The following is a 14,572-nucleotide window of genomic DNA, read 5'->3' on the forward strand; positions in this document are numbered from 1 at the left end:
CGCGGTGTCACCTCGGGCCCCCGGCCGCGGGTCCGACGGGGAACATGGACGCATGAGCGATGCACCGAACCGCCCGCTGCGCTTCGCGGCCTTCGTCATGAACACGACGTCGCACATCCAGCACGGCCTCTGGCGCCACCCGGACGCCCGGCAGGCCGACTTCGACGACGTGACCCTCTGGACGGATCTCGCGCGGACCCTCGAGCGCGGCAAGTTCGACGCGATGTTCTTCGCGGACGTCGTCGGCACCTACGGACCGGGGCGCGGGGACTACTCCACGAACCTCCGCGAGGGACTGCAGATCCCCTCGAACGACCCGTCCGTGCTGCTCTCCGCGCTCGCCGTGTCCACGGAGCACCTCGGGCTCGCGTTCACGTCGAGCGTGATCCAGGCGCACCCGTTCGACTTCGCCCGCAAGGTGTCCACGCTCGACCACATCACCCGCGGTCGCATCGGGTGGAACGTCGTCACGAGTGCGCTCGACAGCGCCGCCCGGAACTTCGGGCAGGACCGGCTCGAGGAGCACGACGAGCGCTACGTCTGGGCCGAGGAGTACCTCGAGGTCTGCGCGAAGCTCTGGGAGGGCTCGTGGGAGGACGACGCCGTGCTCAAGGACCCGGTGCGCGGGTACGCCGACCCGGAGAAGGTGCACCGGATCGACCACCACGGGAAGCGCTACGACGTGCAGGGGCCGCACCTGTCGGCGCCGTCGCCGCAGCGGACGCCGGTGCTGTTCCAGGCGGGGTCCTCGCCGGCGGGCCGGGCGTTCGCCGCGCGGAACGCCGAGGCGCAGTTCATCCTCACGTCGAACCGCGACGCCACCGAGCAGCTCATCCGCGAGACCCGGGACCTCGCCGCGGCAGCGGGCCGCCGACGGGAGGACATCGCGTTCTTCCTCGGTCTGACCTTCGTCACCGGTTCCACGGAAGCCGAGGCGAAGGCGAAGGAAGCGGAGATCGACGAGTACCTCGCCGCCGACGGATTCCTGGTGCACTCGAACCTCGGGTTCGACCCCGACACCGGCGAACCGCTCGACCCGGCGACGCCCCTGTCCGAGGTCCGCACGCACGCCGGGCAGTCGCACCTGCAGTGGCTCCGCGAGGCCGCGGGCGACCGCGAACCGACCATCGCCGACCTCGCCCGCCTGTCCGCCAAGCTCCGCGCCCGCGTCGTCGGGACGCCCGAGCAGATCGCCGACGAACTGGCCCAGTGGCAGCGCGTCGGGGTCGACGGCGTCAACGTCATCAACTGGACGCTGCCCGGCTCGTACGAGGAGTTCGTCGACCACATCGCGCCGACCCTGCAGGAACGTGGACTCATGCAGTCCGAGTACCGCGAGGGCACCCTGCGCCAGAAGCTCTTCGGCCACGCGCAGCTGCCGGACACGCACCCGGCACGGCGGTGGCGCGGTGCGTTCTCCGGTGGGGCGGGCGCGACCGGCGCGAGGGACGTGCGTGACGCCGTGGAGGTGACGGCGTGACCGACGCGACGACGACCACCGGCGGCGATGCGCGCCTCCCGACCGGAGCCGGGCGTGACCGCCTGACGGAGCTGCGCGACCGCTTCCGACCGGTGTTCGAGCACATCCGCGAGGGTGCCGTCGAACGTGAGCTCGCGTCCGCGACACCCGGCGACCGGCCGCTGCCGCACGACGAGGTGCGCGCGCTCGCCGCCGCCGGGTTCGGACGGCTGCGCGTGCCCGAGGACCGGGGTGGCTTCGGCGTGAGCCTCGTCGAACTCGTGCACCTCGTGGCGGACCTGGCCGCGGCCGACTCGAACATCGCGCACCTGTGGCGCGGGCACTTCGGGTACACCGAGCTGGTGCTGCTGCGACCGGACTCGCCGACCCGCGACGAGTGGCTGGACCGGATCGTCGGGGGTGCGATCGTGGGGAACGCGACCTCGGAGCGCACGGGGACGACGCTCGCGGACATCTCGACGACCGTCGCTCCCGACGCGGACGGGACCTGGCGGCTGGACGGGCGGAAGTTCTACTCGACCGGGACGCTGTACTCCGACTGGATCTACCTCGCCGCCGACCGTGCCGGCGAACGCGTCACCTTCGCCGTGCCGACCGACGCCCCCGGGGTCACCGGCATCGACGACTGGGACGGCTTCGGGCAGCGGCTGACCGCGTCCGGCACCACCGTCTTCGAGGACGTCGCCGTCGACCCGTCGGTGGTCTCGGCGTACCGGGATGCGCCGCTGTCGCACATCCAGGCGTTCTACCAGCTGTACCTGCTGGCGGTCCTCGCCGGGATCGGGCAGGCGGTCGTGGACGACGCCGTGGCGTTCGTCCGGCCACGCACCCGCACCTACATCCACGCCAACGCGGCGACCCCGGGGGAGGACCCCCAGGTGCTGGCGGTCCTCGGGCGGCTGTCCGCCGGGGCGTTCACGGCGCGGTCGCTCGTCGTCGCCGCGGCGGGGATGCTCGACGCGGTCGTCGCGACGAACGAACCGGGGGTCGGGGTCGACCACGCACTGCTCGACGCCGGGGAGAACGCCGTCTACCAGGCGCAGGTCGAGGTCGGTCCGCGGGTGCTCCGGGCCGCGACGGAGCTGTTCGAGGTCGGGGGAGCGTCGGCCGCCGACCGCACCCGGGCGCTGGACCGGCACTGGCGGAACGCGCGGGTCGTGGCGTCGCACAACCCCGCCGTCTACAAGGAGCGGCTCGTCGGGGAGTACGTGCTGCACGGGCGGGGGCCGGTGGACGCGTGGGAGCGGTACCACGAGGTGGGGCCGACGCGGTTCTGAGCGGCCGGGCGGCGGGGCGGGTGGCGCGTGTGGGCGGCGCGGCCCGTCGCGGTCGGCCCGTCGCGGTCGGACGACTTTTCGTGCTGGGCGACAGTTCACGGCGTCGTTCGCCCGTGAGGTGTCGCTCAGCGCGAAACTTCGCCGACCGAAACGTCGCGGACCTCCGCTTCGCGACTACGCCCAGCCGAGCTCGTGCAGCCGCTCGTCGTCGATGCCGTAGAAGTGCCCGATCTCGTGCACGAGCGTGGTGTGCACCTCGTCCTGGAGCTCCTCGAGGGTGTCGCACTCCGCCAGGTGCTGCTTCCGGAACACCACGATCCGGTCGGGGAGCTCGCCGAACCCGTACTGCCCGCGCTCCGTCGCAGCCACCCCGTCGTAGATGCCGAACAGCTCCGAGCCGTCCTCGGGCTCGTCCTCGACGACGAACACCACGTTGTCGAGCCCGTCGACCATCTCGTCGGGCAACCGGTCGAGTTCGTCGGTCACGAGCTGCTCGAACGCGTCGGCGGACATCTCCATCACGGCGCGATCGTCCCACACCGTGCTGGTGGTCGGCCGTCAGGGGACGGGCTCGAGGGAGCGTACCGGCCGGGCCGGCACACCCACGTACACCGTGTGCGGGCGGCAGTCCCGCGCAACCACCGAACCGGCACCGATGATGCAGCCCTCGCCGATGCGGACACCGGGCAGGATCGTGACGTTCGCCCCGACCCAGGCGCCCCGGCCGACCACCACCCGTGCCGTGGTGCCGTCGCCCCAGCGCTTGGCGGCCGGGCCGATCTCGTGCGTCGCCGTGATCACGAGGGTGCCCGGGCCGAGACCGGAGTTCTCGCCCATGTACAGCCCGCCGCTGTGGTTCACGACCACGCCCCGGTTGAGCGTCATGCCACGCTCGAACGTCACCCGTCCGCTCCCGAACCACTCGACGCCGTGGAGCACCGTGCACCGGCGGAGGCGGAGCCCGGCGAGGCGGAGGAACAGGAAGCGCGCCTGGCTCGGGATGAGACGGGAGGCGCAGATCGAGTTGACCCAGATCTCACGGACGAGGTGCGGCCAGAGCTTCTGCATGAGGTTGATCACCCGTCGAGTGCACCAGGCATGCGGCGCCGACCGGAAGTTGTCCACATGTTGTATTCCGCCAGGGCCGCACGACGGCACCCCGGGGGTTGGTCCGGGACGACGAAGGCCCCGGTCGATCGACCGGGGCCTTCCACGTGGGGTGAGTAACGGGTCTCGAACCCGCGACCTCCTGGACCACAACCAAGCGCTCTACCAACTGAGCTATACCCACCATGTGCACACCGGCGGACCGGCGCGACCACTCAATAGTAGTACATGCCCGACGGCGCTCGGACCACTACTGCGCCAGGCGCGGCTCCCACTTCGCCACGACCTCGGCCGCCACCGCGCGGACGTCGTCGCTGGTCGGACCGGGCTCCGCGACGAAGCCGGCGCGGCGGTAGTACTCCAGCTCGCGGATCGACTCGAGGATGTCCGCGAGTGCCCGGTGACCACCGTGCTTCTCCGGCGCGTTGAAGTACACGCGCGGGAACCAGCGACGGCACAGCTCCTTGATGCTCGACACGTCGACGCTGCGGTAGTGGAGGTGTCCGTCGACGCGCGGCATGTACTTCGCGAGGAACGCGCGGTCGGTGCCGATCGTGTTGCCGGCCAGGGGAGCGGTGCCCTCGGCCGGCACGTGCCGGAGGATGTACTCGAGCACCTGGTACTCGGCGTCCGCGAGGCTCACGCCGTCCGGGATCTCGTCGATCAGCCCGGACGTGGTGTGCATGTTCGTCACGAACTCGTTCATGTTGTCGAGCGCGGACTGGTCGGGCTTGATCACGATGTCGAACCCGGGGTGCACGGGGACGAGGTCGAAGTCGGTGATGACCACGGCCACCTCGACGAGTTCGTCGACCTCGAGGTCGAGGCCCGTCATCTCGCAGTCGATCCAGACGAGGCGGTCGTTCGCAGTTGCCATGGTCTCGATCCTATTCTGCGGTTCCGTCGTCCCCGGGCGGCCGGAGCCGGTCAGGACATCTCGCCGGCGCTGATGGCCTCGGCCTCGACGGGCTCGGGCTCGGCGCCGTCGTCCACGCGGCGCAGGACCTTGGTGGTGAGCAGCACGACGATGAACGCGACGGCCACGGACGCACCCGCGAAGACGTACGCCGCGCTCGGGGAGTACGCGTCGGCGAGGAGCGTCGCGACCGGCGGGGCGATGGCGCCGCCGATGAACCGGACGGCCGAGTAGGCGCTCGACGCGACGGAACGCGGGAGGTCGGTGGCCTCCATGACGCACTCGGTCAGGACGGTGTTCAGGACACCGAGCACGAGACCGCCGACGACCACGCAGACGATCAGGCCGACCTGCGAGTGCACCACGACCGCGGCGCCGAACAGGTCGAGCGCGAGCAGCGGGAGTGCGATCTTGAGGACGGTGGTGCGCCGGAGTCGGGCGGTGAGCATCGGGGCCACCCACACCGAGGTGATCGCGAGGCCGACGCCCCAACCGAAGAACGTGAAGCCGATGCCGAGCGCGCCGAACCCGAGCGGGAACGGTGTGTAGGCGAGCAGCACGAAGAAGCCGATGTTGTAGAACAGCGCGGTCACGGCGAGTGCCGCCAGCGCGGGACGTCCGAGGGCGCGGAACGGTGCGGAGAGCTTCGTCGGGGTGGGCTTCTCCAGCCCGGAGGACTTCAGGAGCGAGACGATGGCGATGAACGCGATGGCCATGAGTGTCGTGACGCCGAAGAAGGGGCCGCGCCAGCTCACGGAGCCGAGCAGGCCGCCGACGAGCGGGCCCACCGCGATGCCGAGTCCGAGCGCCGCCTCGTACAGGATGATCGCGGAGGCGGTGCCGCCGGATGCCGCACCGACGATGGTCGCGAGCGCGGTGGAGATGAAGAGCGCGTTGCCGAGCCCCCAGCCCGCGCGGAAGTCGATGATGTTCCAGACGCTGTTCGACAGCGCTGCGAGGACCGAGAACACGACGATGAGCGCCAGTCCGATCAGCAGCGTGTTCTTGGCGCCGATGCGGCTCGACACCCAGCTGGTGAAGAACATGGCGACGCCGGTCACGGCGAGGTAGCTCGTGAAGAGCAGCTCGGTCTGCGCGGCCGTGGCGTCGAGCGACTTCGCGATGGCGGGGAGGATCGGGTCGACGAGGCCGATGCCCATGAAGGCGACGACGCAGGCGAACGCGATCGCCCACACCGCGGACGACTGCTTGAGGATGCTGCCCGAGGCAGCGGGTGCGTGGGTGCTCACGCGGTGATCTCCGTTCTGGTGGTGATGGAGCTGCGGGTGGCGACGATCGCGGCGGCTTCGTGGAGCGCGTCCCACTCGTCGTCGGTGAGGTCGGCGAACAGCGGCCCGACGGTGCGGGTGAGGGTGGCGCGCCAGGCGACGAGCCGGTCGTGCCCGGCGTCGGTGAGCGAGATGAGCTGCCCGCGGGAGTCGTCGGGGTCGACGGTGCGCGACACCAGGCCGTCGTCGAGCATCCCCCCGACGAGGCGGGTCATGGTCGGCTGCGCGACGCCCGAGGCCGCCGCGAGCTCGCCGAGGCGCAAGGGCTGCTCGGTCTCGAGGATGCCGAGGGTGCGCCAGACCGCGGGCGAGGTGGTGTTCCCCGTCGCCCGGACGGCGCTGCGGATCAGTCGGTTCACGGAGACGAGGAGCGCCTCCACCGTCTGTTCGCGATTCGATTCCATAGCTGAACTATATAGCACGGCTATGCATCATGCAACAGGTGGCGCCTGGTAGAAGGGACGCATGAGCGACATCACCATCCACGAAGGCGACGAGTACACCGCGATCTTCCACGGCGGACCCTTCGACGGCACGACCGACACCCGCACCGCCACGAGCGATGCGCTGGACGACGAGGTCACGGTGTTCGCCGACGTCGAGGGCCTCCAGACCGCGTTCACCTACCGGCAGACCAAGGCCCGCCAGGTGCTCGACCAGACCTCGGTCGAGTTCGAGTACGTCCCGGGGGAGTCCGACCCCGTCGACGACCTGCAGGACCGCGGCGACCGTAGCGGCGAGTTCGACCGGGAGTAGATCCCCCACCCGCCGCGTTGCAGGGTCACATGCAGCTCGACCTCTGGACGTCCTCGTTCTGCGCTCCGTGCGCCGCCGCCCGCCGGGTGTCGGCCGAGGCGTCGGCGCTCGTCCCCGGGTTGCACGTGACCGAGCGCGACGTGGCTGCCCACCCCGACGACGCTGAAGACCTCGGCATCCGCTCGACCCCCACGATCATCGTGCGACGGGACGACGGTGCCGAGGTCTTCCGCTCACCGGGGGTCCCGACGAGGGACCAGCTCCTGCTCGCGGTCGCCCGCGCGCTCTGACGTCGCACTCTGCGACCGCTGGCTCGTCGGGGCGAGCACGGTCGGTGCCGCCACCGGGCGCAGGACCCGTCGGACCCGTCGGGCCGCTCGCTTCACCGCGCGGACGGGCGTGCCGATCGCCAGCGCGACGACGCCGAGCGTGCTGCGGTCGTCCGGTCCCAGCGCGTTCTTCCGCTCCCAGGCCCGGCGGAGCACGCCGCCGCGGCTCCGACGTGCTGCGGGACGGTCAACCAGGGTGCCGACGTCGCGCCTCGTCATGAGCTCCTCGGTGCGCTCGGCCCAGTCGTTCTCGGACTCCGGGTGGAAGTGGTTGTCGTGCATCCATTCCGCCCGCACCGTGCCGAACCGGCCGTCCACGAGGTCGATCGCGTCGCCCTCGAGCCCACTGCCCACGAACACCTCGTTGATGAGGTGTCGGCCGATCCCGAAGTCCGTCAGGGTGAGTGCCGGCACGCCCCGCGCCGCTGCCTCGAGGACGGCCGTCGAGCTGATCGTCACGAGGGCGACCGCTCGGTCGAGGTGCTCGGACATCGGACCGCTCTCCACCACCAGGTTCGGTGGGGCGTCGGACGGCACCAGGTCCGGGTACGGGTCCTGCTCCCGGTGCGTCTGGTGCTCACCGGCTCCCGCACGCACCTTGATGACCACGCGCCACTCCGGGTGCCGCCGTGCGGTCGCGACGAGCCACCCGACCACCCGTTCGCGATCGCTGCGCTGTGCCGGGACGCTGGGCTGCGCCGCGAAGACCACGGCGTCCCGGACCGCGCCGGGCCCGGCCCCCGCTGTGCTCGTGCGCCGGGCGAACGGGAGCGTCGCGAGGGCGAAGTGCGGGGCGACACCGCCCTCGGTCGCGAGCTCTTCGTAGGCGCGGACCTCGCGGTGGCTGTGCAGCACGAACAGGTCGGCGCGCGCCCGGAAGAACACGCCCTTCCACTTGGCCGGGAAGGAGATGCCCGGCAGCCCCGTCACGAGCACCGGTCGAGGCGCGACGCGGCGGTGCACCTCCTCGAGCACGAGCTCCGCCATCGGGCCGATCAAGGAGACGAGCACGGCGTCGGGTGGGTCCAGCCGGAGCCGCTCGATGATCGCGTCGACGTCGAGCGGCGCGGGCGGGGACGCGGCCAGGTGCGCGAGCCGGTCGTCGAGACCCCGGAACGCGGAGCGGAGCTGCGCGCGGCTCGCCGACCGCGGGGTGGCGACGGTGAGCAGTTCCAGCTCCCAGTGCGCGGGAGCGCCGGCGAGGAGGTGTGCGCCCCACTTCGCGAACGAGTCCGTGTCGACCAGGCCGACCACCCGTCGGGCGCGTGGCGGCGAGCCGGACGGGAGGCGCGCCTCCCGTCCGTCCGTCGACCCGCCCCCGTCGCGGGTCACGCCCCGACGCGGCGCAGCTTCGCCAGCGGCGCCTGCTCGCCCGGGAACACGCGCTTCACGCCGTCGCCGAGCGCCGTCTCGATGATCCGGACGTCGCGGGCGAGGGTCTGCAGGCCGTGCGGCTCGAGCGACGCTGCGTGGTCCGAGCCCCACATCGTGCGGTCGAGGGTGATGTGCCGTTCGAGCGCCGTGGCCCCGAGCGCGATCGCCGCGATCGAGATCTGCAGGCCGGGCTCGTGCCCGGAGTAGCCCACCGGGACGCCCGAGTAGCGGTTCGCGAGCGTGTCGATCATCCGCAGGTTCGCCTCCTCGGCGGGGAGCGGGTACGTCGACGTCGCGTGCATGAGCACGAGGCGTTCGGTGCCGAGCGCCTCGACCGCTCGGTCGATCTGCTCGAGCGTCGACATGCCGGTCGAGAGGATCACGGGCTTGCCGGTGGCGGCGACGGCGGCGAGCAGCCCGAGGTCCGTCACCGACGCCGAGGCGATCTTGTAGGCGACGACGTTGAGGTCCTCGAGGAACGCCACCGACGGCTCGTCCCACGGCGATGCGAACCAGTCGAGCCCGCGGAGCGTCGCGTGGTCGCCGATCTCGATGTACTGCTCGCGGTCGAACTCGACCCGGTAGCGGTACTCGAGGTAGGTCATCTCGCCCCACGGCGTCGACCGGGGCGTGTTCTTCATGTGCTCCGGCGTCGCGATCGCGGGCGTGCGCTTCTGGAACTTCACGGCCTGCAGACCCGCGTCTGCCGCGACGTCGATGAGCCGCTTGGCGATGTCGACGTCGCCGTTGTGGTTCAGGCCGATCTCGCCGATCAGGTACGCGGGGTGACCCGCGCCGATCGTGGACGTGCCGATGGTGACGGTCATGGTGCTCCGTTCGGTGCGGGGACGTGCGGCACGGTGGCCACGCGCTGGTCGTGGACCGGCTGCTCGAGCCGGGGTGCGAGGGCAGAGGCGAGTGCGAGGTCCGACGGGTCGTCGATGTCGATCGCGCCTCGGGGATCCACGAGCGCCAGTTCGACGCGGCCGTGGAAACGGTGCCGGTGCTGCCGGAACGGGGCAGCCCGGAAGACGTAGAACGCGCCGGTCTCGCGGTACTCCGGCTCGCGGTCCTGGCGACGCGGACGGACCGCGGCGTCGTGGTTGACCGCGCGGGCGGTACCGTCGGCGTCGAGCCGCCACAGGAACGCGTGCGAGGGCGCGGCCGCGAACACGGAGTCGGCGTGCCCGTCGCGGACGCGGGCGATCGCGCCGTCCAGGTCCGCGGGGGCGATGAACGGCGAGGTGGCCTGGAGGAACACGACGACCTCGGGCTCCTCGCCGGCGGCGGCCAGGGTGTCGAGGACGTGCAGCAGCGCGGACTCCGACGACGCCTCGTCACCGGCCAACGCGACCGGTCGGCGGACGACCGTGGCGCCGGCCTCGTGTGCTTCGGCCGCGATCGCGTCGCCGTCCGTGGAGACCACGACCTGGTCGATCCTCTCCGCCGCGAGCGCGGACTCCACGGCACGACGGACCAACGAGCGCCCGGCGACCGCGCGGAGGTTCTTCCCCGGGATGCCCTTCGAGCCCGCTCGTGCCGGGACGACCGCGACGACGGAACCGGTGGTGCGCATGTCCCGGACGCTACGAAGTCACGGTGACCCGGAAGCGAACGCGAGGCAGACGTGGGTCGAACCGTTCCGGAACCGGCCCGGCCCGCGCCCGGAGGCTCTGTCCGGTGACTAGGGTCGGATGGTGCTCGGAGCGGACGACCCCCTCGACCCGCTACCGCGGCGCGTCCTCGTCGCCGGGACGAGCGGCGTCGGGAAGACGACCACGGCGGCGCGCATCGGGTCGGTGCTCGGGGTCGATCACACCGAGATCGACTCGCTCCTCCACGGACCGGACTGGGAACCGCGGCCGTCGTTCGTGGCGGACGTCGAGCGGTTCACGCGTGCGGCGGGCTGGGTCACGGAATGGCAGTACGGGACCGTCCGGATGCTGCTCGCGGAGCGAGCGGACACCCTCGTCTGGATCGACCTGCCGACCGTCGTCGGCCTGTGGCGCCTGCTGCGGCGGACGGTCCGGCGTCGGATCGGTCGCGTCGAGCTCTGGAACGGCAACACCGAGCCGTCGCTCTGGATGTTCTTCACCGACCCGGGTCACATCCTCCGGTGGGGGTTCCGGACGCGCCACGCCGTGCGCCGACTCGTTCCCGAGCTCGCGCTGACGGCGCCGCACCTGCGCGTCGTGCACCTCCGTTCGCAGCCGGAGATCGACCGCTTCGTGCAGCACCTGGACGGGCGCCGCGGATAGAATCGGTGCCGTCCGCCTCCGTAGCTCAGTGGATAGAGCAGGTGGTTTCTACCCACCGTGCCGCGGGTTCGATTCCTGCCGGGGGCACGCACGACGAAGGCCGCCGTCCCTCGGGACGGCGGCCTTCGCGCTGGGCGTGTCGGTCTACTCGTCGTCGTCTGCGGCGCGACGGCGGAGCTCGCTGGCGCTGATCGGCTGCGTGTACGTCGCTTCCGAGGTCTCGTCCGGGTCGGTGGGCTCCGCGGCCGGACCGGCGATCCGGGTCGGGACCGACGTCGTGTGCGTGGTCGACGAGCCCGTCGTGTGCGTGGTCGACGAGCCCTCGGTGCGGTTCACGTGCGAGTCGGCCGTGGTGGGCTTCGCGACGGCCGGCGGGACCGGAGCGTCCTTGGTGACCCCGACGCCGGCGCCGGCAACGGACCGGCTGCTCGGCGCGTCGTCGACCGCGTCGGCGTTGTCCACGTCCACCTCGTCGGCGTGGCTCTCGACGGCGTCGCCGGAGCCGATGGCGTCGTGGGCGCCGACGGCGTCATGGGCGCCCGCGGCGTCGTCGGTGCGGGGTCCGGCATTGTGCGGCGCCGCGGGGGACGCGGAGCTCGTCGCGGAGGCGGGTCGTGCGGGCGATGCCGGCGGACCGAGGGGTGCACGGGTCGGCGGCGTCGCGCCGTCGCCGTACGAGCGGGTCGCCCCGTCGGCCCCGTTTCGGGTCGCGCCGGCGTCGGACAACGGCGTGGTGGCGTTCGGGTCCGCCGCCGGCGCCGCGCCGCGGGTGACGGAGAATGCCGGAGCGGCGCTCGGCGCGGACGCCGGAGCGGTTCCCGCAGCGCCCGACCGCTGGGCTGCCGGGCGGAGGGACGTGGTCGTCGGGGTGGGGCGCTCCGCTGCCGGTGCGGTCGATGCTGCGGGCGTGGCCGTGGTGGGAGCGGCACCGTCCGTTGCGCCGGACGGTCGGGACTGGTCGGCGTTCCACTCCTGCTGGCGGGCGATGAGTTCGGTGTCCGGGTCGGGAGCGTCGAACTTCCAGCGTTCGAGGTCGCTCTTGAACAGCTTGCGGGCACGGTTCGGGCGCGCCTGCCACTCGAGCAGCCGGTCACGGAACTCGGCGAGCGACTGTTCGGCCTGGAAGCTGAACGTCGACGAGTTCTTCTTGATGTCGGCGATCTCGTGCTGCGCCCAGTTCGCGGCGAGCGGCGCACCGGAGACCGGGAGGAGCCGGAGGCGGATGTCGGCGTCCTCGGCGAGGTGGTCCGCGTAGGCGCGCTCGTCGTGACCGAGGGATCCCCAGGTCGCGGCCTTGCGCGCAGCGGAGACGACGCCGGCGACCGCGGAGTTGCGCGCTTCACGCTCCTGCATCGCCACGACACGCTTCGTCGCGCCGCGCCCGATGAGCGCCGCGACGATGCCCGCCACGACGATCGCGACGAACGGGATGATCGCGCCGGAGACGATGCGCCACCCGTTGTCGGACGAGATCCAGTCGGTCAGGTCGTTCCACCAGTCCATGCGCGCACCCTACCGACGAACCCGTCCCGGGCCGGGGAGGCCGAGCGGCAGTTCCGTCCATCGGCCCCGGAGGGGCGTCGTCGTTCCGGTATCAGCCCCAGCGGAGGCAGTCGACGGCGTCGTCGGCCGACCACACGTTCGGCAGCTCGACGAACCGGCGTTCGGTCGAGACGTACCGGCGTGCGCGGTAGGCCGTGCCGCCGGCGACGTCGACCCGGTCGACGTAGCCGACGATCTCGCCGTTCGCCCGGGTCACCCGGCTCAGGTCGTCGCGCACGTCGAGGATCCGGAGTTCGCCCCGGGAACGTGCGACGGGGACGGAGCGGATCCGCAGGGCGGGTTCGGTCGTCGTCTCCATCGTGGGTGCCTCCTGTCGTTCGGTGTGTGCTCGACGCTACGGGCGACCACCGACACGCCGGGCGGCCCGGTCGTCGCCGGTGGAGCGCCGACCAACGACTGGCCCTGTGGAGGAGGCGTGCCCCGGTCCGGGCTCCCTCCGAGTCACGGACGCTAGGTTGTCCTCATGACCACGTTCGTGCTCGCAGGTGGATGTTTCTGGTGTCTCGACGCCGTGTACCGCACGCTGCAGGGCGTGCAGGACGTGGTGTCCGGCTACGTCGGGGGCACGGTGGAGAACCCCTCGTACGAGCTGGTCTGCACCGGGACGACCGGGCACGCCGAGGCGGTCGCGGTGACCTTCGACGAGACGGTCATCCCTTCTGACGTCATCCTCGACGTCTTCTTCACGCTGCACGACCCGCGGCAGCTCAACCGCCAGGGCGCCGACGTCGGCACGCAGTACCGCTCCGCGATGTTCCCGCAGGACGACGAGCAGCGTGCGCAGTTCGAGCGCGCGATCGAGCGCGCTTCGGACATCTGGGACGGCGGCATCGTGACGACCATCGAGCCGCTCGGTACCTTCTACCGTGCGGAGGAGTACCACCAGGACTTCTTCGCGAAGAACCCCGGGCAGGGCTACTGCCTCGCAGTCGCACTGCCCAAGGTGAACAAGGTCCGCAAGGCCTACAGTCAGTACATCCTGGCGTCCTGACACGCGGACGTCGGGGCCACGAGGAGGTGGTCGAACGATGACGAACAGCACCGGGACCTGGGTAGCGGTCGGACCGGCGGGAGCGGTGGGCAGCATCCACCGCTCGGACGGCGGATTCCGTGTCGAGCTCTACGGGCGGAGCGGCTCCGGTGGGACGTACCCGTCGCTGGAGTCGGCGAAGGGCGCGGTGCACGCTGCGCTCGGGCCGCTCGCCGACCGACCCGAGTTCCGCGCGCACTGAGCGCGCAGGCACCCGGTCGCGGCCTGGAGGCGCGGGGGACTCGTCCTCCAGAAGTCGCCTGGTCGCGACAACAGTGCACAGATCGAGCCCCGGGGCGCTTCCGCGCCCCGGGGCTCGATCACGATCGAGGCATGAACGACACCATCACCGTCTGCGGGATCATCGCCACCGAGCCCCGCCACCTCGTCACCGACACGGGCATCGCCATCACGAGCATGCGGCTCGCGTCGCCATCGCGCCGCTGGGACCGGTCGACGTCCGCCTGGACCAACGGCGCGACGAACTGGTACACCGTCACGGCCTTCCGGTCGCTCGCGGCCAACGTCCACCGGTCCCTGAAGAAGGGGGACCGCATCGTCGTCACCGGGCGCCTCCGGATCCGGACGTGGGAGCGCGACGGCCGTGGCGGCACGTCGGTCGAGATCGATGCCGAGGGCGTGGGGCACGACCTGGCCTGGGGCATCAGCAACTGGGTGCGCGTTCCCCGACAAGCGGGCGAGGCAGCGGCGGCTCCCGGCAGCACGTCCGTGCTCGCGCCGGACGTCGACCCGGAGACCGGCGAGATCCGTGGTGTCGGCGACGAGACGCGCTCGGACCCCGACGCGGCTGCAGCGCTGCACGCCGCCCCGGGTCCGGACGTCGACCACGACGAGGACCTGCCCGATTCGACCGAGGCCGCGCGTCACACCGCGGCGGTGAACGGGCACGAGTTCGACCCCGCCGACGTGGCCCTCCCGTTGGACGAGCACGACCGTGTCGCCGCGTGATCGGCAGCACCCGCCCTCGCCGGTTCCGGCCGAGGGTGACGGGGGACACCGACCGCGGGCGCGGTCAGTAGACTTGGCGCGATATGGCTGAGTACATCTACCAGATGGTCCGCGCCCGCAAGGCGGTCGGCGACAAGCTGATCCTCGACGACGTCACCATGTCGTTCCTCCCCGGCGCCAAGATCGGCGTCGTGGGGCCGAACGGCGCCGGCAAGTCGACGATC

At 71.7% G+C, this 14,572-nt stretch carries 19 protein-coding genes and 2 tRNA genes; 10 read left to right on the top strand and 11 right to left on the bottom strand.

What is annotated here, in order from left to right:
• The first annotated feature begins 52 nt into the window (after positions 1-52).
• Together ACTJKO_RS17140 and ACTJKO_RS17145 are read left to right on the top strand one after the other, a co-directional pair.
• Positions 53-1,480: an LLM class flavin-dependent oxidoreductase gene (locus ACTJKO_RS17140; protein WP_440690532.1), complete on the top strand. Its 1,428-nt coding sequence runs from the start codon at positions 53-55 to the stop codon at positions 1,478-1,480.
• Positions 1,477-2,757: an acyl-CoA dehydrogenase family protein gene (locus ACTJKO_RS17145; RefSeq protein WP_440690534.1), complete on the top strand. Its 1,281-nt coding sequence runs from the start codon at positions 1,477-1,479 to the stop codon at positions 2,755-2,757. The genes ACTJKO_RS17140 and ACTJKO_RS17145 overlap by 4 nt, the downstream gene beginning before the upstream one ends.
• A gap of 174 nt (positions 2,758-2,931) precedes the next feature.
• Here ACTJKO_RS17145 and ACTJKO_RS17150 read toward each other — a convergent pair whose 3' ends face one another.
• The 6 genes from ACTJKO_RS17150 to ACTJKO_RS17175 all read right to left on the bottom strand — a co-directional run bounded on the left by ACTJKO_RS17150 (position 2,932) and on the right by ACTJKO_RS17175 (position 6,473).
• Positions 2,932-3,276, bottom strand: a complete 345-nt coding sequence (locus ACTJKO_RS17150) for a metallopeptidase family protein (RefSeq protein ID WP_440690565.1) — start codon at positions 3,274-3,276, stop codon at positions 2,932-2,934.
• 39 nt (positions 3,277-3,315) lie between these two features.
• A complete protein-coding gene (locus tag ACTJKO_RS17155) occupies positions 3,316-3,837 on the bottom strand; it encodes an acyltransferase (protein ID WP_440690536.1) in 522 nt (173 codons plus the stop codon).
• A 135-nt stretch (positions 3,838-3,972) separates the two neighbouring features.
• A tRNA-His gene (locus tag ACTJKO_RS17160) sits at positions 3,973-4,048 on the bottom strand.
• Between the two features lie 66 nt (positions 4,049-4,114).
• The gene (orn, locus tag ACTJKO_RS17165) at positions 4,115-4,741 is read right to left on the bottom strand and encodes an oligoribonuclease (RefSeq protein ID WP_440690538.1); all 627 of its coding nucleotides are present in this window, start codon (positions 4,739-4,741) and stop codon (positions 4,115-4,117) included.
• 50 nt (positions 4,742-4,791) lie between these two features.
• Positions 4,792-6,030, bottom strand: coding sequence for an MFS transporter (locus tag ACTJKO_RS17170; RefSeq protein ID WP_440690540.1), 1,239 nt, complete (start codon positions 6,028-6,030; stop codon positions 4,792-4,794).
• The gene (locus ACTJKO_RS17175; RefSeq protein ID WP_440690542.1) at positions 6,027-6,473 is read right to left on the bottom strand and encodes a MarR family winged helix-turn-helix transcriptional regulator; all 447 of its coding nucleotides are present in this window, start codon (positions 6,471-6,473) and stop codon (positions 6,027-6,029) included. The genes ACTJKO_RS17170 and ACTJKO_RS17175 overlap by 4 nt, the downstream gene beginning before the upstream one ends.
• Positions 6,474-6,534: 61 nt before the next feature.
• On the opposite strand from ACTJKO_RS17175, the gene ACTJKO_RS17180 reads away from it, so the two are divergent.
• Together ACTJKO_RS17180 and ACTJKO_RS17185 are read left to right on the top strand one after the other, a co-directional pair.
• Positions 6,535-6,825, top strand: a complete 291-nt coding sequence (locus tag ACTJKO_RS17180) for an oligoribonuclease (protein WP_440690544.1) — start codon at positions 6,535-6,537, stop codon at positions 6,823-6,825.
• Positions 6,826-6,854: 29 nt separating this feature from the next.
• Complete coding sequence (locus ACTJKO_RS17185; RefSeq protein ID WP_440690546.1) at positions 6,855-7,115, top strand: thioredoxin family protein; 261 nt, start codon at positions 6,855-6,857, stop codon at positions 7,113-7,115.
• Here the strand turns inward: ACTJKO_RS17185 and ACTJKO_RS17190 are convergent.
• Genes ACTJKO_RS17190 through ACTJKO_RS17200 form a run of 3 tightly spaced genes read right to left on the bottom strand, consistent with a single transcriptional unit; the run spans position 7,059 to position 10,104 of the window.
• Positions 7,059-8,486, bottom strand: a complete 1,428-nt coding sequence (locus ACTJKO_RS17190) for a DUF6716 putative glycosyltransferase (RefSeq protein WP_440690548.1) — start codon at positions 8,484-8,486, stop codon at positions 7,059-7,061. The genes ACTJKO_RS17185 and ACTJKO_RS17190 overlap by 57 nt on opposite strands.
• Positions 8,483-9,355, bottom strand: coding sequence for an N-acetylneuraminate synthase family protein (locus ACTJKO_RS17195; protein WP_440690550.1), 873 nt, complete (start codon positions 9,353-9,355; stop codon positions 8,483-8,485). Before ACTJKO_RS17195 ends, ACTJKO_RS17190 begins: the two co-directional genes overlap by 4 nt.
• Complete coding sequence (locus ACTJKO_RS17200; RefSeq protein ID WP_440690552.1) at positions 9,352-10,104, bottom strand: acylneuraminate cytidylyltransferase family protein; 753 nt, start codon at positions 10,102-10,104, stop codon at positions 9,352-9,354. The genes ACTJKO_RS17195 and ACTJKO_RS17200 overlap by 4 nt, the downstream gene beginning before the upstream one ends.
• A 121-nt stretch (positions 10,105-10,225) precedes the next feature.
• On the opposite strand from ACTJKO_RS17200, the gene ACTJKO_RS17205 reads away from it, so the two are divergent.
• The gene (locus ACTJKO_RS17205) at positions 10,226-10,786 is read left to right on the top strand and encodes an AAA family ATPase (RefSeq protein WP_440690554.1); all 561 of its coding nucleotides are present in this window, start codon (positions 10,226-10,228) and stop codon (positions 10,784-10,786) included.
• A 14-nt stretch (positions 10,787-10,800) separates the two neighbouring features.
• Positions 10,801-10,873, top strand: a tRNA-Arg gene (locus ACTJKO_RS17210).
• A 57-nt stretch (positions 10,874-10,930) separates the two neighbouring features.
• On the opposite strand, the gene ACTJKO_RS17215 is transcribed toward ACTJKO_RS17210, so the two are convergent.
• Positions 10,931-12,289 (bottom strand): hypothetical protein, encoded by a 1,359-nt coding sequence (locus ACTJKO_RS17215; RefSeq protein WP_440690556.1) that lies wholly within the window; start codon positions 12,287-12,289, stop codon positions 10,931-10,933.
• 91 nt (positions 12,290-12,380) lie between these two features.
• On the bottom strand, positions 12,381-12,647 hold the full coding sequence (locus ACTJKO_RS17220) for a hypothetical protein (protein WP_440690558.1): 267 nt from the start codon (positions 12,645-12,647) through the stop codon (positions 12,381-12,383).
• A gap of 165 nt (positions 12,648-12,812) precedes the next feature.
• Between ACTJKO_RS17220 and msrA the strand changes: the two genes are divergently transcribed.
• The 4 genes from msrA to ACTJKO_RS17240 form a co-directional block, all read left to right on the top strand.
• A complete protein-coding gene (msrA, locus tag ACTJKO_RS17225; RefSeq protein ID WP_440690560.1) occupies positions 12,813-13,340 on the top strand; it encodes a peptide-methionine (S)-S-oxide reductase MsrA in 528 nt (175 codons plus the stop codon).
• A gap of 37 nt (positions 13,341-13,377) precedes the next feature.
• Positions 13,378-13,581, top strand: a complete 204-nt coding sequence (locus ACTJKO_RS17230) for a methyltransferase (protein ID WP_440690561.1) — start codon at positions 13,378-13,380, stop codon at positions 13,579-13,581.
• A 131-nt stretch (positions 13,582-13,712) separates the two neighbouring features.
• Entirely contained in the window at positions 13,713-14,348 is a 636-nt protein-coding gene (locus ACTJKO_RS17235; protein ID WP_440690563.1) for a single-stranded DNA-binding protein, read from the top strand.
• An 83-nt stretch (positions 14,349-14,431) separates the two neighbouring features.
• On the top strand, positions 14,432-14,572 hold a 141-nt coding region (locus tag ACTJKO_RS17240; protein ID WP_440690567.1), incomplete at its 3' end, for an ATP-binding cassette domain-containing protein.

Source organism: Curtobacterium sp. 22159 (genome assembly GCF_052045775.1).
In the GTDB taxonomy this organism is placed as follows: Bacteria; Actinomycetota; Actinomycetes; order Actinomycetales; family Microbacteriaceae; genus Curtobacterium.